The organism is Bacillus sp. JS (assembly GCF_000259365.1).
Classification (GTDB): Bacteria; Bacillota; Bacilli; order Bacillales; family Bacillaceae; genus Bacillus; species Bacillus stercoris.
Genome location: NC_017743.1, coordinates 3,823,696 through 3,849,411 on the forward strand (window position 1 = coordinate 3,823,696; position 25,716 = coordinate 3,849,411).

Below are 25,716 nucleotides of genomic sequence, written 5' to 3' on the forward strand. Positions count from 1 at the left end.
GTTACAAAACTCCTTTTATAGCACATTCGCAATCTTCGACATGGTTTCAGAAAGAGTCGTCAGCTTAGTGCTCAGCTCTCTGATTTGCTTTTCACTTAATTTATCATAAGACGTATAGGACTGATCATTTGTTTTGTATTTTGCCATTAAAACTTCAAATTCGCTGAATTCCGTATCCAGTTTTTCCGTCAAGTCGGAGTGATCTTTTACAAGCGCGCTTTTCACTGTTTGATAAACGGCTTCGGAGCCTTCCACATTTGCCATAAGGTCGACTAAGTCGATTCGTGAGTAGCGCTCTTCTTCTCCCGTGATTTTCGAAATCCCGGCTTCGTTCAGAAGCTCCATCGCGCCTGCTACAATTTGTTCAGGTGTTAATTTCAGTGATTGAATTGAACCGTCAAGCTTTTTTACATCTTTGAGAAGCTGGTCAGCTGTTGCCTTTTCCCCGGAAATATCTTGATCCTTCCAAATGGCCTTCTCAAGCTTATGGAAGCCTGTCCATTTGTCTCCTTCTTCAACATCGTTTTCTCGTGCATCGATTTTCGGGTCAAGATCTCCAAGGCTTTCAGCGATCGGCTCGATTCGCTCGTAATAAACACGCGCTTTCGCATATAACGTTTTAGATTTTTCGATATCGCCGGATTTCACAGCGCTTGTAAATGCTTCAGTAGCTTTGACAAGCTGGTCACTCTGCTCTTTGACATAGCCTTTATATTCATCCGCTGCTTTTGCCAGCTGATCGCTAGCCTTTTTGCCGCTCTTCTTTGCTTCTGTCAGGTCTTCTAAGGATGCTTTCAGTGACTCGGATTCTGTCTTGATTTTTGCTGTATCCGGTTTGTCTTTTTGCGCTTCTGTGTAGATTGGCTGAAGATGCTTTTCGATTTCTGTATATTCGAATGGATAGTCGCTGCGAATATCGTTTTCAAAGGAAAGCCAGTAGCTGTTTAACTCTTTCCCTTTCTTTTCAATCTCTTTTTGGTCTCCTTTTTCCGCTGAGTCATTCAGCTTGGAAATGATGGTTTCCATTTTATTTACCGAAGCGGAGATCTCTTTGGTGACCCCGCTTTTCTCAGATGAAGCTTTTTCTTTAGTTGAAGATGTGTCGTTGGCTCCGCAGCCCGCGCACAGCGCAAGGATGCATCCGGCTGATACAGCGATTTTTGTGAAATTCATTTTGTCAGTTCCTTTCCGTTTGTAAAATGTTTTGCCGCTTCTGAAACAAGCGCAATCAATAAAAAGAGTAAAATCAGCAATTGCGGAATCGTGCTGTACACGGACGGATAAATTCCTAACACCGATACAGATGGCAGCCAGCTTTCTGCATCAGACGGAAGAATGCCCGCCAGCTGAAGGCTGTGAACGCCGGTGCCGAGAAATTTCACGCACATATACAGGACAACCGCCATTGATAGAAGAAAGAACGGCTTCAATGGAATGCGCATTCCGAGCTTGATCATCAGAACACCGACGATAACGAGAACGATAAGCCCTGCGGCAGTTCCGCCGATCAGTTCAGTAAGCGGGAGCTTCCCGACAAGCCCGATGAAAAAGATGACCGTTTCGAGACCTTCTCTTACAACGGCCAGAAATGCAATGAGCGCAAAGGAAAGCAGGCTTCGTTTTTTCAGTGCCTGTGACTTCTGGATATTGATTTTTTCTCTCCATTTATCCATTGAGGTGTTTCTGTGCAGCCACACCCCGACATACAAAAGCATGACAGCGGACAATACGCCGGTAACACCGCCAAGCAAGAAATTGTTTTCTCCGAATACACTGGAGGAGAACAAAACCGTGACACCGATGCCCGCTGCTAAGGAAACAACCATGCCGGCGGACGCCCCGCCCCAGATCCATGCCGAAGAGCGCGTGACCCGCGCTTTCTTTGTCATGGTTAGCAGCGCTCCGATGACAAGGAGGGCCTCCATTCCTTCACGAATCGGGATCAGCGCCGCGTCCCACCAGCTGTAGCTGCTTGAAGCGATCGGCTCGAGCAATTGAATCATTTCGTCAATTTGCTTTGATACCTTTTCGGGATGGCTGCCGATCTCAGCTTTCATCAACGCCAGATTTTCCTCTGATGTCGTATAGACTTCTTTCGATTGGGAAACGACGTCTCCCTCTACGGCGAGCCAGGATGTAACTAAATTGTCGATTGCGGATGACGCTTCATCCAATTGTTTTTTTTCTATTAACTGCTTCGTGTCTTTCAAGCTGTGTATATAGGCTGTTAAGGATGCCCTTGATTGACCTGAGGATGTCTTTTTCAGCACGACAGCCTGCTGATAGGTTTCTAAATGAGACGAAAGCTCTTCAAGCTGTGTTTTGAGCTTGTCTGCATCTTGATTGATAAAAGAAAGAGAAATCATTGCGATATTCGCGTCCATTTCGCTGTGAGAAGAAAGGTTTTCCTTCTTAATAGAAGGTTCTTCTTTTTTCCACTTCGCCTTGAAGGTTTCAAACGTTTGTTGTGCCGAGTCTATATCTCCGTCTTGTACGGATTTGATCATTTGCTTGTTTAATTGAATTAATGCAGCGATCGGATCATCTTCCGCGTGTGCCGCAGAACCGAAAACCATCAACAAGCTGAATAAAATAAGTGCCAGCCCTCGAGCCATCATGTTCCTCCTATAACTGAAAATGATTATCATTGTATAACATAATCATAGCCAGTTCCTGTCCTTTGTCAATTAAAATTTGAAGGTCTGAAAACCTTGATATAAAGCAAAAAGGCTGTCCTTTATAGAACAGCCTTTTGAAGGAAGAAGAACGTTTATCTTCTTGTTTTATACGTTTGAATTTCTTCATGAAACTTGCGTGCGGCACCCTCAGGATCCTCCGCCTGACTGATGGCGCTGATCATACTGACACCATCGGCCCCCGCTTGGATAATAGGTGAGGCATTATCTATTGTGATGCCGCCGATGCCGACAATTGGAATGCTGATGCCTTGGCGGCGGACTGCTTCGATAAGAGATACCCCTTGTACCGCTCTCGTATCCTTTTTCGTTTCAGTCGGATAGATCGGCCCGAGTCCGACATAATCCGCTCCGTCTTCTTCGGCTTGCTTCACCTCAGACATCGTATGGGCGGAAACGCCGAGAATCATATCACCTATGGCAGCTCTTACCTCTTTCGCGTTTGCGTCTTCCTGGCCGATGTGGATACCGTCAGCTTTCAGCTTCAGAGCCAATTCCACATCATCATTGACAATGAACGGAACACCAGCTTCACGGCAGGCTGCCTGCACTTTTTCAGCAAATTCAGCCCGAGCCTCTCCAGTCAGTGCATCCCCGCCCTTTTCACGGAATTGGTACAGGGTGGCACCGCCTTTTAACGCTTTTTGTACAACTGTGACAGGATCAGCTTTCGTATTGTTTGACCCCATAATGAAGTAAACAGATAATAACTCTTTCATCATTTCCCGAGAAATACGAGTCATGAGACAGTCACCCTTTCAATTGTCGCCCATTCTTGGACGTCTTGTTCAGTAACAGACGAAAGCTTGTTCAGCAATTCAATCTTAAAGCTTCCTGGACCTTTGTCAGCTGTTTGCTGTGCGGCAAGCTGAGCTGCGACTCCATACGAGGAAATAGCAGCGATAGCAGCAAACAATGGATTTTCTTCCACAGCGCAAAACGCACCGACAACGGAAGTCAACAGGCAGCCGGCGCCTGTTACTTTTGTCAGCAGCTTGTGGCCATTATGAAGGGCATATACGTTTGATGTGTCGGCAATGACATCGACTTCACCAGTAATCGCAATGACCGTGTTTAGCTTTTGTGCCGCTTGCTGAGCCAGCCGGATGATGTCGCCTCCGCCTTCACCCGCATCAACACCTTTGATCAGCCAATCCGTCACACCGACGGTATGGGCAATTTCCGCCGCATTTCCTCTGATTGCAGCAAGGCGCACCTCACGAATGATGTCACGTGCCGATTCAGTTCGGAACGGTGTTGCTCCGGCACCGACAGGATCAAGAATGACGGGGACGCCATGTTCATTGGCTGATTTTCCCGCGATGATCATCGCTTCGACTGACTCCTTGCTTAGCGTTCCGATATTCAAAACGAGTGCCCCCGCAATCTTCGCCATATCGGCAACCTCTTCTTTCGCGTACGCCATAACGGGCGATGCGCCGAGCGCGAGCAGGCCGTTTGCTGTGAAATTCGTTACAACATTGTTGGTTATGCTGTGCACCAGAGGGCTATGCTGGCGAACAGCAGTCAGGCATTTTGCTGCTGATTGTGCATCCATGTTTGCATCATCCTTTACTATCTTTTTTCGGGTCCCATAAATACGATTTCGTATGTTCGAGCCAAGCTCTGGCGGCAAACGGCAAGTAGCGGTCCTTTCTCCAAATAATGGCGAGATGCCAAGGGATGACCGGATCGATAAGCGGAATGACTTTCACTTTTTCCGGGTCAAGTCCGCGGCAAATTCGTTCCGGCAAAAGCCCGATTCCAAGGTTGGCTGACACCATCTCACTAATAAAATCCCATTGTGAGGTTTCATAAATGATATGAGGCCGGAATCCAGCCTTGATACATTCCGTCATAATTCGGTTGTGCAGGACAAAATCCTCCCTGAAGAAGATAAAAGGCTCGTCCTTCAACTCACGCAGCTGACATTCCTTCTCATCAGCCAGCCGGTGGGAAGGGTGAACGACAAGCATTAAGGTTTCTTTTACGATTGTAAACGAATGAAAGATGTCTTCGTTTGCGGGAAGGACCACAACGCCGATATCAAGAGAGCCGTCCCCGACACCTTCTTGGACTTTTATAGAACCGTCTTCGACTAGTTGAAAGGTGACATTCGGATAGTTTTCACGGAAATCGCCGAGCACTCTCGGGAAAAACCCCGAGCCGATCATTGGCGGCAGTCCAATCCGTACGTGCCCTTTCTTGACTTCCATAATATCATTTAATTCTGACGTCAGGTTTTGAAATGATTTAATAATTTCCTGCGCCTGCACATACATGCTATGGCCGGCGTCTGTCAGTTCCACCTGCCTGCCATTTCGGTAAAACAGTTCAATCCCGAGCTCTTCTTCTAAATTTTTGATCATTTTTGATATCGTCGGCTGAGAAACATAAAGGGATTGGGAAGCCTTCGTAAAACTTTTTAAACGGGCGACTTCCAAGAAATATGTTAAATGGCGGATATCCATGTGCTTCACCCTTTCTATAGACAAAAGGAATACTTCTTATTCTTAATATATATTTTACCTATAGCGAGACCTTATGTACAATATGAATATAAGGGAGGCATCAATATGAAAAAACTGTTGCTAACCGTTATTCAAATCGCTCTGTTATTTATATTTGCTAGGCTGATTAATTGGGTGACAGCCCTTCTTCATATAAATATTCCCGGCAGTATAATAGGGATTGTGATTCTTTTCACATTATTGCACTTTAACATCATCAAGCTGGAATGGATAGAGCTTGGTGCAGCGTGGCTTCTCGGGGAGCTGCTTTTATTTTTTATCCCGTCTGCCGTCGGAGTGATTGAATACGGAGACATTATGTCGAAATTTGGTGTCAGCATTCTGCTTGTTGTCATCATCAGCACGTTTGTCGTGATGGTGTCTACAGGAACGCTTACACAACTCATTGCAAAGAGAAAGGAGAAAAAGCATACGTGTTCATCGGAATTGTAAGTTTGTTTTTAACGGTTTTGGTGTATTTAGGAGCAAAAAAGGTCTATCAACGCTTTCCGCGTGTTTATACGTCGCCGCTATTGCTGACGCCCGCTGTGTTAGTCGGTCTGCTGCTGCTGGTGAATGTCCCGTACGAGTCCTATAATCTCGGCGGCGGTTTGCTGACCGATATGCTTCAGCCGGCCACCGTGGCATTCGCGATCCCGCTATATAAATATTTCCCTGTTTTAAAGAAATACGCAGTGGAAATTATTTTGAATGTGGCCGTCGGTTCATGCATCGCGATTATTTCTACCGCTCTTATTGCGAAATGGCTTCACCTCGGCACCGGCTTAATTGACAGCCTCGTCCCGAGATCAGTGACAACGCCGATCGCGATGAACGTATCTGAAATGATCGGCGGAATGCCTGCCGTCACTGCCGTGTTTGTGATTTTAACCGCTTTGTTCGGCACAGTGATCGGCCCGATGGTCATCCGCTATTTCCGAATTGATAACGAAATCGCCCGGGGCGTGCTGCTCGGCACAAGCGCGCACGGAGCGGGAACGTCAAAAGCATTTGAGCTCAGCTCTGTGTCCGGAACGATTTCCAGTGTGTCGATGATCTTGGCTGCGATTATGACGCTTTGCGCGGCGCCGTTTTTGCTTTCATTTATGTAAGAAAAAACACCATTTCTAAGTTAATAAGAAATGGTGTTTTTATATTTTTTATCATTAATCAATATTACTAGGAGCAGTTACGCTCCCCTCTTTCACTTCATATATTTCATCACTAATTAATTCTAGAAAATATTTATCGTGACTTGAAATAAGAATTAACTTGTTTCTTTTTTTATATTCGTTCAAAAATGTCTTAATTCGTTCAATCGTTGCTTCATCCAGTGCATTTGTAGGTTCATCAAGTATAAGGAGATCCGGACTTTCCATTATAGCTTGGCCTATAGCTAATCGTTGTTTCATCCCCAATGAAAACTTCTTATATTTCCTTGAGTCATTCTTGTCCAAACCAACAACTTCTAAGGCATGGTCTATATCTGCATCTGTAGCCTTCTTTTTTATAGATGCAAGTACTTTTAAATTTTGTTTACCAGTTAAATGAGGAACAAATTCTGGATTTTCAATAACAATTCCCATGCTCTCTGGAAACGAAATTTCCTTATGTAAAATTTCCCCGTTTACAGTAATAACACCATTGTCAGGCACTAGGAGTCCAGAGATAACTCTGAAAAGCATTGATTTTCCTGAACCGTTAGAGCCTCTAAATCCATATATTTTTCCTGATTCTAATTGAAGCGAAACATTGTTTACTACCTTGTTGGAATTCAATGTTTTTGTTACATTCTCTAATGTTAAAAAAGACATAGTGTTCTCCTTTAGAAAAAGTTTTGACGACCAATTCTCCTTATCGCTAAAAATACCCAAACTAAGATTGTAAGAAAAAAGAAAAGCAAATAACTATGAGGAACATATTGCCCAAACGCGTAACTAACAAAAGAGTATTTACCTGGAAAAGGAATGTTTACCCAAACTGGCAGTATCAACAAGCCGTAAACTATAATGAAGGACAGAATAGGTTTTATCCTTAAGGTCAATACAGACTGACATATACCACAAATTACAAATGTTAAGAACACTGTAAAAAAGGTGTAGATTGTAGCACTGTTATAGTGAAAACTTCCATGTTTTAAAAAAACCGCTATATGCACTAATAAAATCAGTAACAGACAATAAATAAAACATAATAATATAGTGTAAAGCAGTTTACCGAATAACCAACGTTCTCTTGATGTAAATCTAGTAAGGGTGAGAGAAATCATGTTGCTTCGTTGATAATATAAATAATTGCCGTTTAATAACAAATAAAAGCCGCAAATAAAGAAATAAGGAAAAGGTAAAGAAAAAACTCTATTTCCCATTATTGACTCCCAAACTGATTTAATATCAATTATTTGAAGGCTGCTAACAATTAGAAACAGCAAAAAAATATTTACAACAAGCCAAAAAATCCATGGCCATTTATTTTGTCTCCAAACATTTTTCATGTCATATAAATACATTCTTTGTTATCTCCTCAATGTTTGAAAAGATTTTGTTAATTTCAAGCAAATTAAGGTCAGAAAAACAATTACAATCAAAAGATACAACCTATCATAAAACAACGTATAAAGTGAATAATCAAAGGTTGAAGCTATTGCTTGAATGAATAAAATAGAAAAAGAGTCGTATATATCATTAAATAAAATCAAAAGTACAACAGCTGAACCAATTAAAGTTCCATAAGTAGGCGAGATCAATTCAAACATTAAAATAATCAGTTGCACAATAAATAAAATCAGTAACCATCCTACTAACAAAAATATGATTTGCATGATTTCATTTTTATTAACCATCTGGAGGCTATTCATAAACATATCAGGTTTTAAAATTAATGCAGTAAGGATCGTTGTTAGAATTGATAATACTAAAAATACAGTAGTTCTTAACAGAACAAGCAATAATAAAAATCGAAAAAAAATCTTTCTGATTTTGAAGCGCGAAACAACGTAATTCGAAAAATGCCAGCTATTCATATTTAATAAAAAAATACACACTGTTATAAAACTTGTAGGTGAGCCTAATATATTAGAAAGCACTCTAATTAAGCTAATATTTGTTACTTCGTTAATTGTATTATTATAAAACACGCTCATATTCAACAACATTAAAGATATAAGACTTAATACAATCTTTTTGCGATTTATTTTTAGAATGTAATACAAAAAATTATTTCTGGACATATTTTTTCATTCCAATAAAACAGCCTATTAAAGATACGATTAAAACGAAAGATGGCACTGCTAAAACATAAAATACCGAAATTCCTGTAATTGATTGAATAGGATTCATTAATAATATTGGTGATAACTGCGGATAAAAAATTTCAAATACAGGTTCTAGAACTAAAACAATAAGAAATGGAGACAAATATGCTAAATACCTATTCTTTAAAAAAGTAGATAGACATACGCCTAGAATTGCAAAAGATCCTGCATAATAAAACAATATGAATATATATATTAACATGTATATATTCGGATGATACTTCGCAATTTGATGAAACAGATGATAGTTTTCAACAAATTGTCCGCTTGTTAAGTTATTCCCAAACATTATTGCCATTAATATAAATGATAATAAAAATGGAAAAACAAACAAGAAACCGCCGCTAATAAATGATGTTATCAATTTTGCTACAAAATATTTGATTGCAGAACTGCGAGTCATAACAAATTGAAAATAACCGCTTTTCTTTTCTTCTAATACACTGGTGCTATAAGGTAAACAAGAAATTAAAGCAAATAATAATATTAACATCCCGCTAATAACCGAATCATTTGTACCAAGCCAGAAATATAGAGAAAAACTCAAATGAGACTTATCAAAATAAGGCATATTGAATTTTTGATAGACAGACACAAAAATATCTATCCCAAAAAGGAGAATCATGATTAATAAGGAGAATTTGTATTTATTCGATCCAAAAACATCTTTGATATTATTTTTTAACAGTTGGTAAAACAAAAAAAAACCTCCAATTCAAATAACTAGAAAGATTAAAACTCTTTCTAGTTATTTGTGAAATTATCCTATCGTCGACTATCGGGACTCCATACTCCTTTTGCCGAAATAACAACAGCGTTTGGAGTGCCTCTGACTTCTCCAGCTATTCTAACAGAAGTCTTACCTCTCTTTTCATATGCAGCACTTGGAATGTTCTTATGCTGACCACTAGTAATATCTACGTAGTGACCGCCTGATATAGTATCTTCTTTATCTTTATCAACAATCCATAAACGTAATGTGCGACTTTTACCTATCCAAGAGTTTTTTTGATATACAGAAGAATCATTATACTTGGTCCTTGCTGACGTATATGCATTAACATGGTACCCTTTTGGCATTTCGAGATAATAATTAGAGTCTTTTGTGTCCCCTTTAGCTAGTGCATTAGTGGTAATTAAACCAGACAAAAGAACCATTGTCCCGAGAGAATATGTAAATATGCTTTTCATTTTCACTATTAAATTGCTCCTTTTTTCTAGATATATAAGGATTATATACATATAGTTTCCATTTGTCAAATATTAATTTGTATTTTTTTTACTTTTTTAATAGGAAACTCATTCCTCAGATGATAGATCGGCCCGATGGTCATCCGCTATTTCCGCATTGATAACGAAATCGCACGAGGCGTGCTGCTCGGCACAAGCGCGCACAGAGCGGGAACGTCAAAAGCATTTGAGCTCAGCTCTGTGTCCGGCACGATTTCAAGCGTGTCGATGATCCTAGCTGCGATTATGACGCTTTGCGCGGCGCCGTTTTTGCTTTCATTTATGTAAAACTGTCCTATCAAGGGCAGTTTTTTTATGTGCTTCCACTTATTGAAAAGCTGGCGAATTCCAATATAATGTATTTGTGGATACCCAAAGGAGGCACCCTGATGCACAACTTGCAGGTGAGACGGCATTATGCCGCGTTAAAAGGATTTTATTTGTTTGCTTTTCTCGGTACGGGCAGCATGATTCCCCTACTCAGTATGTATTTAACGAAGGAACAGCATTTAAGCGGATCACAGGTCGGCTTGATCATGTCACTGGGCCCGATTGTGATGATTTTCTTTCAGCCATTTTGGGGCATGCTGAGCGACTATACACAAAAAACGAAAAGCCTGCTGGCGGTTTGCACATCAATCACAGGCATCATTGGACTAGGCTATATTGCATTTGACAGCTTTCCTCTGTTTATTTTGATTGCGGCCTGTTTTGCAGCCTTTCAAAGCACGATTATTCCACTTTCGGACAGCATTTCACTAAGGTACACACAAGAAACAAACGGCAATTATGGCGGAATCCGCCTGTTTGGTTCTCTCGGCTTCGGCGTCGCGGTGTTTGTGATGGGACAGGTGACGAATCAGCTGTATCCCATTCATGTGATCTTTATCTTCGGCTGTGCCTTTCTATGCATTGCCGCCATATTGGCTTCTCAAATGCCGGGCCAGCAGAAAACGAAAACAAAAGTCAATATCCGCAAAGGATTCCGGGAGCTTATCAGCAACAAAACCTTCCTCATCTTTATGATCATCACTTTTACGACATTTGCTCCAAACTTAGCAAACAATACGTATTTTAGTCTTTTTCTGGACAAAAGCGGCGCGTCACTTTCCGCTATCGGCATTTTATTTTTTATCGGCGTCATTTCGGAAATACCATTTATGCGATTTGCCCAAACATTTATAGATAAAATGGGGCTGCTCAACGTCATTATGCTGTCAGGCGGGGTTTCATTATTCAGGTGGGCGCTCTATTTCACGGCGCCTTCACTATGGATCATTTATGCGACGGTCTTTCTTCAAGGAGTGGCCATCGGTTTATTTATCCCGGCAGCACTTCAATATGTGAAAAAGATTACTCCAAGACACGTTGAAGCGACGGCGCTGACCATGTACGCCGCCATCGGCAACGGGTTCGGCAACTGGTTCTGCACATTTGCGGGCGGGTATATTTTTGACTACGTATCGATCTTCGCAGTCTACTTGCTTTTTGGCATTCTGAGCATAGCAGGCTTTGGCTTGACATTATATTTAATGAAGGCTGAAAAAAACAAAAATACACTTCATCAGCCGGCTGTTACTTTTAAACCATAATGACTATAATGAATAAAAGAAAGGATGAGCGTTATGAACGGGCAAGAGCGAAACAGCATTTCGAAAGGGTTGCAGGTTGATATTGTATTGAAAGAGGATCAAAAAACAGGAAAACTGACGCGAGGGACAGTGAAGGATATTTTGACGAAATCAAGCTTTCATCCGCACGGCATTAAAGTCCGGCTTGAAGATGGCCGTATCGGCCGCGTCCAGCAGATCATTTCTACATAAAAAAGCTGCCCCCGAAAAGGGCAGCTTTTTCGTTATTTTTTCTGCATAAAGACCACTTTCAGATAGTTGCCTTCCGGAAATGCCGAAATCGTTTTGAAATCCTCCGGCAGTGTAAATTCCTCAATAATCGTGTAGCGTTCATTTGTTTCTTTAAAGGCGGCATCGATAAAGCCTTTGAACTTCTTCATGCCAAAGGCGCTGCTGTTTGTAGAGGCTACAATGACACCCTTGTCAGCTGTGATGGCGATCGTTTCCTTCAGCAGGTTTTTATAATCCTTAGCCGCGCTGAAGGTGCGTTTTTTTGTACGCGCAAAGGAAGGCGGGTCGAGAATAATGAGATCAAAGCGCAAATCCTTTTTTGCAGCATATGAAAAATAATTAAACACGTCCATCACTTTAATGTCGTGCGCTTCGTAATCCAGCTTGTTCACGCTGAATTGCTCGATCGTTTTGGCCAGGCTTCGGTTTGCCACGTCCACGCTTGTTGTTTTCTCCGCTCCGCCAAGCGCCGCTGCCACGGAGAATGCACCCGTATAAGAAAACGTATTTAAAACTGTTTTCCCTTTTGCATAGCGGTCTCTGATTGCCTTGCGCACGTGTCTTTGATCCAAAAAGATGCCCGTCATGGCACCCTCATTCAGATCCACCGCGTATTGAATGCCATTCTCCTGGATGATGATCGGGAACTCGCCTCTTTTCCCTTTCACGAAGTCATCGTCTTCAACGTATTGTCCAGCCGTGTCGAATCGTTTTTTCTCGTAAATCGCTTTATAATCAATATCCATCTCATCCAAAGCGGAAATCAGCATGTCTTTAAAGGTGTAAATGCCCTTGCTGTACCATTGTACCAGCAGATAGCCGTCATAATAGTCTATGGTGACGCCCCCGACACCGTCGCCCTCACCATTGAACAGGCGGAAGGCCGTTGTATCTTGAGCCTCAAATAGTTTGGCGCGCGCTTGGGCCGCTTTTGTTAATTTGGTGAGAAAAAAGGCTTGGTCAATCTGTTCATGTTTATTGCGGATAAGCGTCCAGCCGACCCCTTTGTTTTGCAGGCCATAATAGCCCCGCGCGAGAAACTCGCCGCTCTCAGACACGATATCAACGAGGTCTCCTTCTTTCATGTGCCCCGCACTCCCTGCGAGAGCTTCTTTTTCGATAAGGGGATAGCCTTTTTTGATTTTGGCAGCGTGTGCTTTCTTTAGGGTGAGTAGCTTCATATATGTCGTCCTCTTTCTGTTTGCTTTCTCTTATCGTACCACAAAACGCCAAGATGTCTGCATTGACAGAAAGGAAAGGTTTTTCTACGATAGACAAAAAGAGTTTCGAGGAGGAGCAGCATGCCAAAACGAATTGACCATACAGGCATCATGGTAAGAGATATTAACGCGTCCATCACATTTTATGAAGAGGTACTCGGCATGAAATTGAAGGATCGCATCACGCACACGAACGGTGTAATCGAGCTTGCTTTTCTCGGCTTTGAAGACGGCCCGGAAACAGAAATCGAATTGATTCAAGGCTACAGCAGTGAGCTTCCCTCCGAAGGAAAAGTGCACCACATTGCCCTGCTGACGGATGACATCGCGGCTGAATATACAAAAGCGGAAAGAATGAACGCGAAATTTATTGACGAGGAGATCACAACACTTCCAAACGGATACCGTTATTTCTATATCGAAGGCCCTGACGGTGAGTGGATTGAGTTCTTTCAGCGGTAAAAAATAAAGAACGTACATTTTGTGATGTACGTTCTTTTTTATCTGTACCAACTGATATGCGTCGACTCATCGCAACCCATCGCTTCCCAGTCCATACGCTGAACCAGGTCATTGATGTTTTTATCTTTTGCTAAAAAGACATTAATGAATGAGTCATATACACTCATACACACAAAGTCCATTTTCTCATCAGTCAAAACGAGCTCTGTCGCGGCTTCATCAAGAACCGTTCGCAAGTTCGTCTCAGTTATGTCCAAAAAGCCGCTGTTTTCCACAATCGGTTCTGCGTAATAAAACCGATTAGATCCGTTCATACCTAACACCTTTATCAAACCCGGAATGTGGAAATTTGAAATATGATCCTCACTGGGATAATAGAGGTCTCCATTTATGTTTTCATGTAAAAGCTCAGCCAAATCCTCTCTCGCGCACTCGTCCCTTAATGCGCCTATCGATGTCATTAAAGCCAGCGCCAGCTCAGCATGTGTTTGCAAGCCGCAAGAGGACATAACCTTCTCCCAGGAAACAGCCTTGCCTTTTCTTCTTATTTCATCATCGTTTGGATAAATATGCTCGTAATCATATTTTCTCTTTGCTTTCTCCCATCCTTCAGGCATTTGGATAAAAGGAGAAAAAATAAGAGCAGCTGATGAGTATTCAACAGGTATTTGTTTTAAGATCGGTGATTCGTCATCGAACCATATATAATCTAACATGCGCACCTCCTTTACATATTTTAACATTTCCATTCGTTTGAAAGAAGATGATCAGCCCTATGACAGGCTGATCGTCTATCACGTCACATTCTTATCTCCGGATTCAACCGCACTCTCTTCCCGCCATTTTTGATGATCCCATATTCTGAAAAACGGATAGTAGATAGCACAGGTGATCAACAGATTCACCAGCTGCATAACGGCGCCCGAGACCTTGCCGCCTGTCGCCAAATAGCCTGATATGAGCGGCGGCATCGTCCATGGCACGGCGATTCCGGCCGGCCTCGCCACCAATCCGGTGCTCATGCCGATATAAGTTGCGGTAATCGTGAGGAGCGGCGCGATGATGAATGGAACAATGAGCAGCGGGTTCATGACAATCGGCATGCCGAAAATGATTGGCTCGTTGATATTAAAAAGCGCGGGCCCAATCCCTAATCGGCCAAGCTGCTTCATTTGTTTGCTGCGAGACCGGACAAGCATCGTCAAGACAAGCGCCAGCGTCGCTCCGCTTCCGCCGACATTGATCCAAATTTGAAAAAACTGAGTCGTAAAAATGCTCGGCAGCGCCTCGCCCGCTTGGAAGGCGAGACGGTTGGCATCCATCGCGCCGTACCAAATTGGCGCCATGATTCCGCCAATGATGGAAGCCCCGTGAATCCCGCACGACCAAAGCAGCATCTGCACAAATTCAGCAATCAGGCTTCCGCCGAGACTGCCGCCGAGGATGGAAAGCGGTGTGCCAAGCAGGTCTCCTACGACATTGTGCAGGCTCTGAAAAGGTGTCATTTCAATCAGAAGACGCGCCAGCCACACGAGAAACACAATGATAAAGCCCGGGATCAGCGCGACAAACGATTTGCTTACCGCAGGCGGCACACCGTCTGGCATTTTGAAAACGATATTCTTTTGAATAATATATCGATAGATTTCGGTTGAAAACAAAGCGATCAGCATGGCGACAAATAAGCCTTTGCTGCCGAGCAGCGTGATCGGGATTCCGCCCCCTACCATGATGGACTCCGTTGAGCCATCCGGGGTAAACGGCACCTCAAACGGTGTTGCCAATAGAAATGCGGCAATTGAAATCGCTCCGGCAGAAAGGGCATCGACACCATAGCTTTCTGCCAGCCGATAGGCGATCCCGAAAGCGGCGATCATCGCCATAATATCAAACGAAGCATTGACGGGATATCCGAGCTTATCAGCCCACTCCTTCCCAAACACACTCGCCATGAAATCAGCATACCCCGGAATCGGCAGGCTCGTTAAAATCAAGAAGACAGACCCGATAATAATCAGCGGCATGGTCAGGATAATTCCGTCACGCAAAGCGCTGAGATGCCGCTGTCCGGCAATTTTCCCGGCGACAGGCATTATTTTTTCTTCCATTACCCGAGTGAATGCGCTCATCTGAAAAGCCCCCTTTTCTCATTGCTTTGTGAACAACCTCCGCAATGTTTTCTTTATCTTATTTTGAAAACGCTTACAAATTCATTTGGAAAATTTCCTCTTCCTGCGGAAAAAATCTGCATTTTGCTAAACAACCCTGCCTATGAAAATTTTTTTCCTTCTTACTATCAATCTCTCTTTTTTTCTCCGATATATATATCAAACATCATAGAAAAAGGAGATTAATCATGAAAAACATGTCTTGCAAACTTGTTGTATCAGTCACTCTGTTTTTCAGTTTTCTCGCCATAGGCCCTCTCGCTCATGCGCAAAACAGCAGCGAGAAAGAGGTCATTGTGGTTTATAAAAACAAGGCCGGAAAGGAAACCATCCTGGACAGCGATGCTGATGTTGAAAAACAGTATAAGCATCTTCCCGCAGTAGCAGTCACAGCAGATCAGGAGACAGTAAAAGAATTAAAGCAGGATCCTGATATTTTGTATGTAGAAAATAACGTATCCTTTACCGCAGCAGACAGCACAGATTTCAAAGTGCTGTCAGACGGCGCTGACACCTCTGACTACTTCGAGCAATGGAACCTTGAGCCCATTCAGGTAAAACAGGCCTGGAAGGCAGGACTGACAGGAAAAAGTGTCAAAATTGCCGTCATTGACAGCGGAATCTCCCCCCACGATGACCTGTCGATTGCCGGCGGGTATTCAGCTGTCAGTTATACCTCTTCTTACAAAGATGATAACGGCCACGGAACACATGTCGCAGGGATTATCGGAGCCAAGCACAATGGCTACGGAATTGACGGCATCGCACCGGAAGCACAAATATACGCGGTTAAAGCGCTTGATCAGAACGGCTCGGGGGATCTTCAAAGCCTTCTCCAAGGAATTGACTGGTCGATCGCAAACAGGATGGACATCGTCAATATGAGCCTTGGCACGACGTCAGACAGCAAAATCCTTCATGACGCCGTGGACAAAGCATATGAACAAGGCGTTCTGCTTGTTGCAGCAAGCGGGAATGACGGAAACGGAAAGCCGGTGAATTATCCGGCGGCGTACAGCAGTGTCGTTGCGGTTTCGGCAACAAACGAAAAGAATCAGCTTGCCTCCTTCTCAACAACTGGAGATGAAGTTGAATTTTCAGCGCCGGGAACAAACATCACGAGCACTTACGTAAACCAATATTATGCGACAGGAAGCGGGACATCCCAAGCGACACCGCACGCCGCTGCCATGTTTGCCTTGTTAAAACAGCGTGATCCTGCCGAGACAAACGTCCAGCTTCGTGAGGAAATGCGGAAAAACATCGTTGATCTTGGTACCGCAGGCCGCGATCAGCAATTTGGCTACGGCTTAATCCAGTATAAAGCACAGGCAACAGATTCAGCGTACGCGGCAGCAGAGCAAGCGGTGAAAAAAGCGGAACAATCAAAAGCACAAACCGATATCGACAAAGCGCGGGAACTCGTCAGCCAGCTGCCGGACTCCGACGCCAAAACTGCCCTGCAAAAAAGACTGGATAAAGTACAGTCATACAGAAATGTAAAAGATGCGAAAGACAAAGTCGCAAAGGCAGAAAAGTACAAAACACAGCAAACCGTTGATACAGCCCAACCTGCCATTAACAAGCTGCCGAACGGAACAGACAAAAAGAACCTGCAAAAACGGTTAGACCAAGTTAAACGCTACATCGCATCAAAGCAGGCGAAAGACAAAGTTGCGAAAGCGGAGAAAAGCAAAAAGAAAACAGATGTGGACAGCGCACAATCAGCAGTTGGCAAGCTGCCGGCAGGTTCAGAAAAAACGTCCCTGCAGAAACGCCTTGCCAAAGTGAAAAGCACCAATTTGAAAACAGCGCAGCAATCCGTCTCCTTCGCTGAAAAGACATCAACTGATGCAAATGCGGCAAAAGCACAATCAGCTGTCAATCAGCTTCAATCAGGCAAGGACAAAACAGCATTGCAAAAACGGTTAGACAAAGTGAAGAAAAAAGTGGCGGCAGCTGAAGCAAAAAAAGTCGAAACGGCAAAAGCTAGGGTAAAGAAAGCGGAGAAAGACAAAACAAAGAAATCGAAGACATCCGCTCAGTCTGCAGTGAACCAATTAAAAGCATCCAATGAAAAAACAAAGCTGCAAAAACGGCTGAACGCCGTCAAAGCGAAAAAGTAACCAAAACCCTTTAAGACTTGCATACCAGGTCTTAAAGGGTTTTTATCTTCTTAGAACACCGCACACAACCTTTTTCCCATCCATCGCACAGGCTTTTCATACTATTGCTATACAGCCATGAACAGCATAAAATGAACGTTATTACAGTTATCACCACATATGGCGGGATTGTGACTGGGCAGGCAGGCAAGACCCAATGATGCAAAGGGAGTATTAGTGCCTAAAAAAGCAGGGCATTTTAACTCTTCTTTTCGTGTTGGTCTCATAACGGCGCCTTGGACAACAATTCCTATACTAATGCTCCGTCACCGACGCGGGCATTTTTGCCATTTTCAACCGGTATTTCTCACTTTTTTCATTTTGATTGTCAACTTTTCATTTGATACGATGAACAAGCCGACTTTTCTTCAGCAAAGGAGGTTTTGATTGCTTGCATAATGAGATTGCAAAAGACTTACTGCTGCTAGCAGGAGGAAAAAACAACATTATCAGCATCAGCCATTGTACGACCCGTCTTCGTTTTGATGTAAAGGACGAGACGAAAATTGATATACGTGCCATTGAGAACCTGCAAGGTGTGCAGGGCACCTTTTTCCGATACGGACTATTCCAGATTATTTTCGGAGCAGGCGTCGTCAACAAAATATATAAAGAAGTCGTTCAAGTGTGGGAGGCCGCGCCTTCTGAAGAGCCTGTTCACCAGAAAAAAGCCAGCCGGAAGCTGAACCCTGCCGCAGCTTTTGCGAAAACACTGTCTGATATTTTTGTGCCGATTATTCCGGCAATAACAGCAAGCGGCCTGCTCATGGGGCTGATTGGCATGATTAAGGTGTTTCACTGGTTCGCTGCCGGCAGCCCATGGATTAAAATGCTCGACCTCGTGTCCAGCACAGCCTTTATTTTGCTGCCGATTTTAGTCGGCTTCAGTGCCGCACGGCAATTTGGCAGCAACCCATATCTAGGGGCAGTGATCGCGGGGCTTTTGACGCACCCTGATCTGCTGGACCCGTCTATGCTCGGCAGCAAAACCCCGTCTTCTTTAGATATATGGGGGCTTCACATCCCGATGATGGGCTATCAGGGTTCCATCATACCGATTCTTCTCTCCGTTTTTGTCATGAGCAAAATTGAGAAGCTATTAAAAGCGATTGTGCCGAAGTCACTTGATGTCGTGATCATTCCCTTTATTACGGTCATGGTGACAGGGTGCCTCGCGCTGATTGTGATGAATCCCGCCGCTTCTATCGTCGGCCAAATCATGACACAATCGATAGTCTATATTTATGATCACGCCGGCATTGCCGCCGGAGCCCTTTTCGGCGGCATCTACTCTACTATCGTCCTATCTGGCTTGCATCATAGCTTTTATGCGATTGAAGCAACGCTGCTTGCGAATCCGCATGTCGGTGTCAACTTTTTAGTGCCGATATGGTCGATGGCGAATGTGGCCCAGGGCGGAGCGGGGCTTGCGGTATTCCTCAAAACGAAACAATCAAGCCTGAAAAAAATTGCGCTCCCCGCTTCTCTGACCGCGTTTTTAGGCATTGTTGAACCGATTGTATTCGGGGTGAATCTCAAACTGATCCGTCCCTTTATCGGTGCAGCCATCGGCGGTGCTATTGGCGGAGCGTACGTAGTTGCGGTACAAGTTGTGGCAAATTCCTACGGGCTGACAGGCATTCCGATGATTTCAATTGTGCTGCCGTTTGGCGCCGCGAATTTTGTTCATTATATGATCGGTTTTTTGATCGCCGCCGTCTCTGCTTTTATAGCTACATTGTTTCTCGGGTTTAAAGAAGAGACAGAATAACTGGATTTATTCGTTTTCATTCATAAAACGGGGGATGAAAGGACAAAAAAGCTATGAAAATTAAAAGAATCTTAAATCATAATGCTATCGTCGTAAAGGATCAAAATGAAGAGAAGATTCTCTTGGGTGCAGGAATTGGGTTCGACAAAAAGAAGAATGATATTGTTGATCCGTCAAAAATAGAAAAAACCTTTATCAGAAAAGATACAGCTGACTATAAGCAGTTCGAAGAGATTTTAGAAACATTGCCTGAAGACCATATTCAGATTTCTGAGCAAATTATCTCTCATGCCGAAAAAGAGCTGAACATCAAAATCAATGAGCGCATTCATGTCGCTTTTTCAGACCATCTTTCCTTTGCGATTGAACGCCTGAGCAATGGGATGGTCATTAAAAATCCGCTGCTGAATGAAATCAAGGTCCTTTATCCGAAGGAGTTCCAGATCGGCTTATGGGCCAGAGCACTGATTAAAGATAAACTGGGGATTCACATTCCTGATGATGAGATCGGCAATATCGCCATGCATATCCACACAGCAAGAAACAATGCCGGCGATATGACCCAAACGCTAGATATTACAACAATGATCCGTGATATTATCGAGATTATTGAAATTCAGCTGTCTATCAATATCGTGGAAGATACCATCTCTTATGAACGGCTCGTGACCCATCTCCGCTTTGCCATTCAGCATATCAAAGCGGGCGAATCCATTTATGAGTTGGACACAGAAATGATCGACATCATTAAAGAGAGGTTTAAGGATGCTTTCCTGTGCGCCCTTAGCATCGGCACCTTTGTGAAAAAGGAATACGGCTTTGAGTTTCCTGAAAAAGAATTGTGCTACATCGCCATGCATATTCAGCGGTTCTACCAACGGTCAGTCGCACGCTGAAGCAAACAAAAAAACGCTTTTGATCATCTCAAAAGCGTTTTTTATATCTATATTATTGGTTGATCGCCGGATTGCTGATCGTATTCCACTTCGTATACGACATGTAATGGAAATACTCATCGCGATATGGATGTTTTGTATTGGAGTTCCAAGGCTTTTCTCCGCCGCAGAAGTGCACGATTGCCGGGTTTTCTCTTGTTTCATTATATTGCTTCCGCCCTAACAGAGTCGGTGGGGTTTTCAGCTTTAACATGATATAGGTTTGAGCGTTCCAGCGCGGATGAAGTTCATACCACTGATCATACAAGATCGCATTCAGTGCATCTTGGTCGTGCAGCACAAGAAAATCTTCGTCTGGGTGTTCATTGATAAAGTTGATGACTTTTTCTGTGATGTTTTGCTTTCTCCAAGACTCACAATCAATAATCATGATACCTGAGTTAAAATACTTCCCTGTATCAGTGATGTCCATTTCCTTCAGGCGTTCATGCTGCCCCGCATCCTCAACAGCGGCAACGGTGTATGGCGCAATGTCCAAGTCCCATAACTTTGAAATATCCTCTAGGACAAGCGCATCGCAATCGATGTAAATCATTCGTTTGATGCTTTCATCCTTAATTAAGTCGGGAATCGAAATGCGGTAATACGCTGCTTTTGTAATATGGCTGCTCTCTACAGCATGTTCATACATGTTGGTATCCACTTCTAAAAACTCAATCGGCACGCCGAATTTCAAAGTAGTTTCTTCCAGTCTTTTTTTGTTATCAGGCTGAATTCCGCCATCAATGACGTATAATTTAACCTCTCTCTCCTGATCCATATTAGTCAATAAAGAAACGAACATCCCACCCAAATGACGAGCATAATTATCATCTGCGCATGATACGATATGCATGATTTCATCTTTCCTCAATGGTATTCATCTCCCTTTTTGTTGTACAAGTTACATACCCTTTTTCAAAAAAATAAACACGTTCTCCGACATTTTTTAAAACAGAATGTGTGATACAACAAAAAAGGTGTCATTTTTTGAAGATGCGATAAAGCCAATAAAGAATGAAAAAGCTGGCGATCGTGATGGCTTCAGCCGAGACGATATACCATGGCCATGGCCCGAGAACATCCAAGAGAGAGGATCCTCCCGGTTTTTTCGTCAAATACATATAATTCGCGCCAAGCCATCGATCAATCAGGTAAATGCAGACGCCGTACACATTAACAAGCAGGACAGTCACCCATAACGAGCGCTGGCCCATTCTGTATGTGCCAATCACCGCCATCAGCAGACAGGATAAAAACACGGACCCGTGCGAAATAAAAAAGAGGATATATCGGATATGCGGAAAAGAATACATGCCGAGGTCGGGAGTGGCAAGAGCCTGAATCGAACTGCCAATGCCGGCAAAAAACAAAAATACAAACAGCTTCCTGCTTTTTGTCACTAGCATAATGGCTGACAAATACACCGACAGGTCACTAAGCTGGAGAGGCAATGAAGTGCGCACTGACCACCTGCCTGTGGCGATCATCCATATTTGATAGCCGATTTGCGAACCAAGCAAAAGAAACACAAACAAAAAACGCAAAAACCGGCTGGCCTTAGACCGTTTAATCCCATCTTGAAACAGAAACAACAGAATGGCTAAAAGAGCGATAATCGCTAGCGTTACCACATGCTCTGTCGAAAACAGATGAAACGGATCATGCTTATAGACGGATTGAATATACTTTTGCAAAACTGCACCCCCGTTTGCGGGTTTTTGTTTATTTTGGCGTTGTTTGGGCTTTTTTTATACAACTGATATATGGGCTTGAAGTTCACATCAGACTCTGTTACAATTCGTTTCATAGCTAATGATTCTGATAATTTAAGGCAGGCCTAAAAAATGGAACGTTCACATCAACATCAGCAGCTTCGGAAGGAAGAACACGATACACTTTCTAAGCTCAAACAAATGCCCGTCGAGTCACTCAACCTGGAAGCCATTTCGATCGCTACGAATCTGTATCGGTCTGCACAAAGGCTCCGTGTCAAAATGGAGACTGAGGTTCTTTCTTCCTATAACCTTTCTTGGACCGCTTTCTCCATTCTTTATGATCTATGGGTATGGGGAGCGCTCGAGACAAGAAAAATCGCTGAGCTGTCAGGGATATCTACAGCTACAGCAAGCAACGTGATCAAAACACTTGAAAAAAAGAGTTTTTGCCGTAAAAGCATCGACACAAGAGATCGGCGACTCGTGTTTGTCTCCATCACCGATTCCGGCAAACAAGCGATCGAAGAACTCTACCCTGAGTTTCACAAAGGGGAAACAGAGCTCATAGCGGGAATGACAAAGGACGAACAGAAAACATTGACAGGGCTGCTTAGAAAGGTAGCTGACAATCTTCATACAACATAAGCTTTGACGGGAATCCAGTAGGGTTTGTCTCCCTGTTCCAGAGAGCCGGCGGAAGGTGCGAGCCGGCGCACAGGCAAACGTGAATTACCTCCCCGAGCTTTCTTTGTGAACCTTAAAAGTAGCAAAGAACGGGAAACCGTTATTCGAATGAGCGGAAGACGATGTCTTCAACCAGGGTGGTACCGCGTGCATTGAGCCACGTCCCTTATCGGGATGGGCTCTTTTTTGTGTTTTAAAAAAGGAGGAAAAGTGATGAAAACATTTGAACAGCTCACAGCAGCACAGCAAAAAGAAGTCGAAAGACAGCTTCAGCTATACATGACAGGCGCCCACGAAGTCATACCGCCGGAGGAATTAAAGGCAAAGCTCGTGAAATCGATTTCGACAGGCACACCCCTCAAAATTAAACTTGGATTAGATCCGTCTGCACCAGATGTACATTTGGGCCATACGGTTGTGTTAAATAAGCTTCGCCAATTTCAAGAAAACGGCCACATTGTCCAGCTGTTAATTGGGGATTTCACAGGAAAAATTGGTGATCCGACCGGAAAATCGACAGCCAGAAAGCAACTGACTGATGAAGAAGTTCAGCACAATGCCAAAACATATTTTCAGCAATTCGGAAAAGTGCTTGATCCAGAAAAAGTCGAGCTTCACTATAACTCAAAATGGCTGAAAACATTGAATCTGGAAGATGTCATTGAATTAGCAGAGAAAATAACGGTAGCCCGCCTGATGGAGCGCGACGACTTTGAAGAACGCATCGCCATGCAAAAACCGATCTCGCTTCATGAATTCTTTTACCCATTGATGCAGGGATACGATTCCGTCGTTCTCGAAAGCGATATTGAACTTGGCGGAACAGACCAGCATTTCAATGTCCTCATGGGACGGCATTTCCAAGAACGATACAACAAAGAAAAACAAGTTGTCATCCTGATGCCGCTCTTGGAAGGCTTGGATGGCGTCGAGAAAATGTCGAAGTCGAAACACAACTACATCGGCATTGACGAACATCCAAACGACATGTACGGGAAAACGATGTCACTGCCCGACAGCCTGATGAAAAAATACATCCACCTGGCGACAGACTTAGAGCTTGAAGAGAAAAAACAGCTCGTAAAAGACTTAGAAACCGGCGCCGTTCATCCGCGTGATGCCAAAATGCTTTTAGCTAAAACAATCGTCCGAATGTATCACGGAGAGAAAGCAGCAGAAGCTGCCGAACACTCGTTTAAAACAGTCTTTCAGGAAAACAGCCTGCCAGAGGATATACCGGCCGTAAACTGGAAAGGCGAGAAAACGATAGCGATGATTGATCTGCTCGTCAAGCTGGAACTCCTCTCTTCGAAGAGCGAGGCGCGCCGCATGATTCAAAACGGCGGTGTACGCATCGACGGAGAGAAAATAACAGATGTTCACGCCAAAGCAGAGATAAGAGAGAATATGATCATCCAAGTCGGCAAACGCAAGTTTTTAAAGCTCCATTAGTTTGATATTCCGAAACGCTTATGACCCTTCATTCATAAGCGTTTTTTTGCAGGTATAAAGCACTGTCTTTTCAAAAACGCTCTTCATCTTGCAGGAAACTCCTTTAGCATCCCGAAATATTCCCCAACCATATATTTAGGGGAGGTTTACTTTTGATGAAAAAGCTTTTGACTGTCATGACGATGGCTGTTTTAACTGCCGGCACACTGCTCATGCCGGCACAGAGTGTTACTCCTGCGGCGCACGCTGTACAACTATCAGATAGCGAGCGCGAGCTTCCATTCAAAGCAAAGCATGCGTACTCTACCATTTCTCAGCTAAGTGAAGCAATCGGCCCCAGAATAGCCGGAACTGCAGCTGAAAAAAAGAGTGCCCTATTGATCGCCTCATCAATGAGAAAATTAAAGCTTGATGTAAAGGTTCAACGATTCGACATTCCTGACCGCCTTGAGGGAACGCTGTCTTCAGAAGGACGCGATATTCTTCTCCAAGCGGCGTCCGGCTCGGCTCCGACTGAGGAACAAGGACTAACGGCTCCGCTTTACAATGCAGGCTTGGGCTATCAAAAGGACTTTACCGCTGACGCCAAGGGCAAAATCGCCTTAATTTCCAGAGGAGACCTGACTTATTACGAGAAAGCCAAAAATGCCCAAGCCGCTGGAGCGAAAGCTGTCATCATTTATAACAACAAAGAAAGCCTCGTGCCTATGACGCCAAACCTGTCGGGAAATAAAGCCGGCATTCCGGTCGTCGGCATTAAGAAAGAAGACGGCGAAGCACTTACCCAGCAAAAAGAAGCCACTTTAAAACTAAAAGCTTTCACAAACCAAACCTCCCAGAACATCATCGGAATCAAAAAACCAAAGAATATCAAACATCCAGACATTGTGTACGTGACGGCCCATTACGACAGTGTTCCTTTTTCACCCGGAGCAAATGACAACGGCTCAGGAACCTCTGTTATGCTGGAGATGGCGCGTGTCTTAAAAAGCGTTCCATCTGATAAAGAAATCCGCTTCATCGCTTGCGGCGCTGAAGAGCTCGGTTTGCTCGGATCCTCTCACTATGTAGATCATCTATCCGAAAAAGAGCTAAAACGAAGCGAAGTGAACTTCAACTTAGATATGGTAGGCACAAGCTGGGAAAAAGCGTCTGAGCTGTATGTCAACACATTGGACGGCCAATCGAACGCTGTTTGGGAATCCAGCCATACGGCCGCTGAAAAAATAGGGTTTGACAGCCTGTCTCTGACACAGGGAGGATCATCTGATCATGTGCCATTCCACGAAGCCGGCATTGATTCCGCCAACTTTATTTGGGGAGACCCGGAAACAGAAGAAGTTGAGCCATGGTATCATACCCCCGAAGACTCGATCGAACATATCAGCAAGGACCGCCTCCAGCAAGCAGGCGATCTTGTGACAGCCGCTGTCTATGAGGCTGTGAAAAAAGAGAAGAAACCGAAAACCATTAAGAAACAAATGAAGGCCAAAGCATCTGACATTTATGAAGATATCAAATAAAAAAAGA

The 25,716-nt window shown here is 43.7% G+C and carries 24 protein-coding genes, 1 pseudogene and 1 other annotated feature; of the genes and pseudogenes, 12 read left to right on the forward strand and 13 right to left on the reverse strand.

What is annotated here, in order from left to right:
* Positions 1 to 15: 15 nt before the first annotated feature.
* The 5 genes from efeM to cidR form a co-directional block, all read right to left on the reverse strand.
* Positions 16 to 1,173 (reverse strand): iron uptake system lipoprotein EfeM, encoded by a 1,158-nt coding sequence (efeM, locus tag MY9_RS19380; protein ID WP_014665853.1) that lies wholly within the window; start codon positions 1,171 to 1,173, stop codon positions 16 to 18.
* The gene (efeU, locus tag MY9_RS19385; protein ID WP_014665854.1) at positions 1,170 to 2,615 is read right to left on the reverse strand and encodes a ferrous ion permease EfeU; all 1,446 of its coding nucleotides are present in this window, start codon (positions 2,613 to 2,615) and stop codon (positions 1,170 to 1,172) included. Before efeU ends, efeM begins: the two co-directional genes overlap by 4 nt.
* A gap of 155 nt (positions 2,616 to 2,770) precedes the next feature.
* Positions 2,771 to 3,439, reverse strand: a complete 669-nt coding sequence (gene thiE, locus MY9_RS19395) for a thiamine phosphate synthase (RefSeq protein WP_014665855.1) — start codon at positions 3,437 to 3,439, stop codon at positions 2,771 to 2,773.
* Positions 3,436 to 4,254 carry a hydroxyethylthiazole kinase gene (gene thiM, locus MY9_RS19400; protein ID WP_014665856.1) on the reverse strand — a complete coding sequence of 273 codons (819 nt, stop codon included), beginning with the start codon at positions 4,252 to 4,254 and terminating at the stop codon, positions 3,436 to 3,438. Before thiM ends, thiE begins: the two co-directional genes overlap by 4 nt.
* 7 nt (positions 4,255 to 4,261) lie before the next feature.
* A complete protein-coding gene (cidR, locus tag MY9_RS19405; protein ID WP_040081438.1) occupies positions 4,262 to 5,167 on the reverse strand; it encodes a cidABC operon transcriptional activator CidR in 906 nt (301 codons plus the stop codon).
* A gap of 105 nt (positions 5,168 to 5,272) precedes the next feature.
* Between cidR and MY9_RS19410 the strand changes: the two genes are divergently transcribed.
* Complete coding sequence (locus MY9_RS19410; protein WP_003227375.1) at positions 5,273 to 5,659, forward strand: CidA/LrgA family holin-like protein; 387 nt, start codon at positions 5,273 to 5,275, stop codon at positions 5,657 to 5,659.
* Entirely contained in the window at positions 5,641 to 6,318 is a 678-nt protein-coding gene (locus tag MY9_RS19415; protein WP_014665858.1) for a CidB/LrgB family autolysis modulator, read from the forward strand. Before MY9_RS19410 ends, MY9_RS19415 begins: the two co-directional genes overlap by 19 nt.
* Positions 6,319 to 6,372: 54 nt before the next feature.
* Here the strand turns inward: MY9_RS19415 and MY9_RS19420 are convergent, their stop codons facing one another.
* The 3 genes from MY9_RS19420 to MY9_RS19440 form a co-directional block, all read right to left on the reverse strand.
* Positions 6,373 to 7,020, reverse strand: coding sequence for an ATP-binding cassette domain-containing protein (locus MY9_RS19420; protein WP_014665859.1), 648 nt, complete (start codon positions 7,018 to 7,020; stop codon positions 6,373 to 6,375).
* A gap of 1,401 nt (positions 7,021 to 8,421) precedes the next feature.
* Positions 8,422 to 9,219 (reverse strand): ABC transporter permease, encoded by a 798-nt coding sequence (locus tag MY9_RS19435; protein WP_014665862.1) that lies wholly within the window; start codon positions 9,217 to 9,219, stop codon positions 8,422 to 8,424.
* A 65-nt stretch (positions 9,220 to 9,284) separates the two neighbouring features.
* On the reverse strand, positions 9,285 to 9,710 hold the full coding sequence (locus MY9_RS19440; RefSeq protein WP_237711728.1) for a hypothetical protein: 426 nt from the start codon (positions 9,708 to 9,710) through the stop codon (positions 9,285 to 9,287).
* A 126-nt stretch (positions 9,711 to 9,836) separates the two neighbouring features.
* On the opposite strand from MY9_RS19440, the pseudogene MY9_RS19445 reads away from it, so the two are divergent.
* From MY9_RS19445 to MY9_RS19455, 3 genes and pseudogenes are all read left to right on the forward strand, one after another.
* A pseudogene (locus MY9_RS19445) lies at positions 9,837 to 10,037 on the forward strand (LrgB family protein); the annotation flags it as partial.
* A 101-nt stretch (positions 10,038 to 10,138) separates the two neighbouring features.
* Positions 10,139 to 11,341 carry an MFS transporter gene (locus MY9_RS19450; RefSeq protein ID WP_014665866.1) on the forward strand — a complete coding sequence of 401 codons (1,203 nt, stop codon included), beginning with the start codon at positions 10,139 to 10,141 and terminating at the stop codon, positions 11,339 to 11,341.
* A gap of 33 nt (positions 11,342 to 11,374) precedes the next feature.
* A complete protein-coding gene (locus MY9_RS19455; protein WP_014481283.1) occupies positions 11,375 to 11,572 on the forward strand; it encodes a YwbE family protein in 198 nt (65 codons plus the stop codon).
* A gap of 32 nt (positions 11,573 to 11,604) precedes the next feature.
* Here MY9_RS19455 and MY9_RS19460 read toward each other — a convergent pair whose 3' ends face one another.
* Positions 11,605 to 12,792: a class I SAM-dependent rRNA methyltransferase gene (locus MY9_RS19460; RefSeq protein ID WP_014665867.1), complete on the reverse strand. Its 1,188-nt coding sequence runs from the start codon at positions 12,790 to 12,792 to the stop codon at positions 11,605 to 11,607.
* Between the two features lie 120 nt (positions 12,793 to 12,912).
* On the opposite strand from MY9_RS19460, the gene glxA reads away from it, so the two are divergent.
* Complete coding sequence (gene glxA / locus MY9_RS19465) at positions 12,913 to 13,293, forward strand: glyoxalase GlxA (RefSeq protein ID WP_014665869.1); 381 nt, start codon at positions 12,913 to 12,915, stop codon at positions 13,291 to 13,293.
* 38 nt (positions 13,294 to 13,331) lie between these two features.
* Here glxA and MY9_RS19470 read toward each other — a convergent pair whose 3' ends face one another.
* Both MY9_RS19470 and celB read right to left on the reverse strand, forming a co-directional pair.
* A complete protein-coding gene (locus MY9_RS19470) occupies positions 13,332 to 14,009 on the reverse strand; it encodes a DUF2711 family protein (protein WP_014665870.1) in 678 nt (225 codons plus the stop codon).
* A 78-nt stretch (positions 14,010 to 14,087) separates the two neighbouring features.
* On the reverse strand, positions 14,088 to 15,422 hold the full coding sequence (celB, locus tag MY9_RS19475; RefSeq protein ID WP_014665871.1) for a PTS cellobiose transporter subunit IIC: 1,335 nt from the start codon (positions 15,420 to 15,422) through the stop codon (positions 14,088 to 14,090).
* 227 nt (positions 15,423 to 15,649) lie between these two features.
* Between celB and epr the strand changes: the two genes are divergently transcribed.
* The 3 genes from epr to sacY all read left to right on the forward strand — a co-directional run bounded on the left by epr (position 15,650) and on the right by sacY (position 20,293).
* The gene (gene epr / locus MY9_RS19485) at positions 15,650 to 17,587 is read left to right on the forward strand and encodes a minor protease Epr (RefSeq protein ID WP_014665873.1); all 1,938 of its coding nucleotides are present in this window, start codon (positions 15,650 to 15,652) and stop codon (positions 17,585 to 17,587) included.
* A gap of 430 nt (positions 17,588 to 18,017) precedes the next feature.
* The gene (gene sacX, locus MY9_RS19490; protein ID WP_014665875.1) at positions 18,018 to 19,397 is read left to right on the forward strand and encodes a SacY negative regulator SacX; all 1,380 of its coding nucleotides are present in this window, start codon (positions 18,018 to 18,020) and stop codon (positions 19,395 to 19,397) included.
* 53 nt (positions 19,398 to 19,450) lie between these two features.
* Positions 19,451 to 20,293 carry a transcription antiterminator SacY gene (gene sacY, locus MY9_RS19495; RefSeq protein WP_014665876.1) on the forward strand — a complete coding sequence of 281 codons (843 nt, stop codon included), beginning with the start codon at positions 19,451 to 19,453 and terminating at the stop codon, positions 20,291 to 20,293.
* A 52-nt stretch (positions 20,294 to 20,345) separates the two neighbouring features.
* Here the strand turns inward: sacY and MY9_RS19500 are convergent, their stop codons facing one another.
* A complete protein-coding gene (locus MY9_RS19500; protein WP_014665877.1) occupies positions 20,346 to 21,206 on the reverse strand; it encodes a glycosyltransferase family 8 protein in 861 nt (286 codons plus the stop codon).
* A 109-nt stretch (positions 21,207 to 21,315) separates the two neighbouring features.
* Positions 21,316 to 22,029 carry a YwaF family protein gene (locus MY9_RS19505; protein ID WP_014665878.1) on the reverse strand — a complete coding sequence of 238 codons (714 nt, stop codon included), beginning with the start codon at positions 22,027 to 22,029 and terminating at the stop codon, positions 21,316 to 21,318.
* A 150-nt stretch (positions 22,030 to 22,179) separates the two neighbouring features.
* Here MY9_RS19505 and ywaE point away from each other — a divergent pair, with 150 nt between their 5' ends.
* From ywaE to ywaD, 3 genes are all read left to right on the forward strand, one after another.
* Positions 22,180 to 22,695 carry a tyrZ transcriptional regulator YwaE gene (ywaE, locus tag MY9_RS19510; protein WP_014665879.1) on the forward strand — a complete coding sequence of 172 codons (516 nt, stop codon included), beginning with the start codon at positions 22,180 to 22,182 and terminating at the stop codon, positions 22,693 to 22,695.
* Positions 22,690 to 22,904 (forward strand) — a binding site (T-box leader). It overlaps the preceding gene by 6 nt.
* 40 nt (positions 22,905 to 22,944) lie before the next feature.
* Positions 22,945 to 24,186: a tyrosine--tRNA ligase gene (tyrS, locus tag MY9_RS19515; protein WP_081483692.1), complete on the forward strand. Its 1,242-nt coding sequence runs from the start codon at positions 22,945 to 22,947 to the stop codon at positions 24,184 to 24,186.
* 155 nt (positions 24,187 to 24,341) lie between these two features.
* On the forward strand, positions 24,342 to 25,709 hold the full coding sequence (ywaD, locus tag MY9_RS19520; protein ID WP_014665881.1) for an aminopeptidase YwaD: 1,368 nt from the start codon (positions 24,342 to 24,344) through the stop codon (positions 25,707 to 25,709).
* Positions 25,710 to 25,716: the final 7 nt, after the last annotated feature.

What these genes read in the sequence shown, in the direction of transcription:
- efeM (WP_014665853.1), bottom strand. Translation starts at nt 1,173, where the DNA reads ATGAATTTCACAAAAATCGCTGTATCAGCCGGATGCATCCTTGCGCTG.
- efeU (WP_014665854.1), bottom strand. Translation starts at nt 2,615, where the DNA reads ATGGCTCGAGGGCTGGCACTTATTTTATTCAGCTTGTTGATGGTTTTC.
- thiE (WP_014665855.1), bottom strand. Translation starts at nt 3,439, where the DNA reads ATGACTCGTATTTCTCGGGAAATGATGAAAGAGTTATTATCTGTTTAC.
- thiM (WP_014665856.1), bottom strand. Translation starts at nt 4,254, where the DNA reads ATGGATGCACAATCAGCAGCAAAATGCCTGACTGCTGTTCGCCAGCAT.
- cidR (WP_040081438.1), bottom strand. Translation starts at nt 5,167, where the DNA reads ATGGATATCCGCCATTTAACATATTTCTTGGAAGTCGCCCGTTTAAAA.
- MY9_RS19410 (WP_003227375.1), top strand. Translation starts at nt 5,273, where the DNA reads ATGAAAAAACTGTTGCTAACCGTTATTCAAATCGCTCTGTTATTTATA.
- MY9_RS19420 (WP_014665859.1), bottom strand. Translation starts at nt 7,020, where the DNA reads ATGTCTTTTTTAACATTAGAGAATGTAACAAAAACATTGAATTCCAAC.
- MY9_RS19440 (WP_237711728.1), bottom strand. Translation starts at nt 9,710, where the DNA reads ATGAAAAGCATATTTACATATTCTCTCGGGACAATGGTTCTTTTGTCT.
- MY9_RS19450 (WP_014665866.1), top strand. Translation starts at nt 10,139, where the DNA reads ATGCACAACTTGCAGGTGAGACGGCATTATGCCGCGTTAAAAGGATTT.
- MY9_RS19455 (WP_014481283.1), top strand. Translation starts at nt 11,375, where the DNA reads ATGAACGGGCAAGAGCGAAACAGCATTTCGAAAGGGTTGCAGGTTGAT.
- MY9_RS19460 (WP_014665867.1), bottom strand. Translation starts at nt 12,792, where the DNA reads ATGAAGCTACTCACCCTAAAGAAAGCACACGCTGCCAAAATCAAAAAA.
- glxA (WP_014665869.1), top strand. Translation starts at nt 12,913, where the DNA reads ATGCCAAAACGAATTGACCATACAGGCATCATGGTAAGAGATATTAAC.
- MY9_RS19470 (WP_014665870.1), bottom strand. Translation starts at nt 14,009, where the DNA reads ATGTTAGATTATATATGGTTCGATGACGAATCACCGATCTTAAAACAA.
- celB (WP_014665871.1), bottom strand. Translation starts at nt 15,422, where the DNA reads ATGAGCGCATTCACTCGGGTAATGGAAGAAAAAATAATGCCTGTCGCC.
- epr (WP_014665873.1), top strand. Translation starts at nt 15,650, where the DNA reads ATGAAAAACATGTCTTGCAAACTTGTTGTATCAGTCACTCTGTTTTTC.
- sacY (WP_014665876.1), top strand. Translation starts at nt 19,451, where the DNA reads ATGAAAATTAAAAGAATCTTAAATCATAATGCTATCGTCGTAAAGGAT.
- ywaE (WP_014665879.1), top strand. Translation starts at nt 22,180, where the DNA reads ATGGAACGTTCACATCAACATCAGCAGCTTCGGAAGGAAGAACACGAT.
- ywaD (WP_014665881.1), top strand. Translation starts at nt 24,342, where the DNA reads ATGAAAAAGCTTTTGACTGTCATGACGATGGCTGTTTTAACTGCCGGC.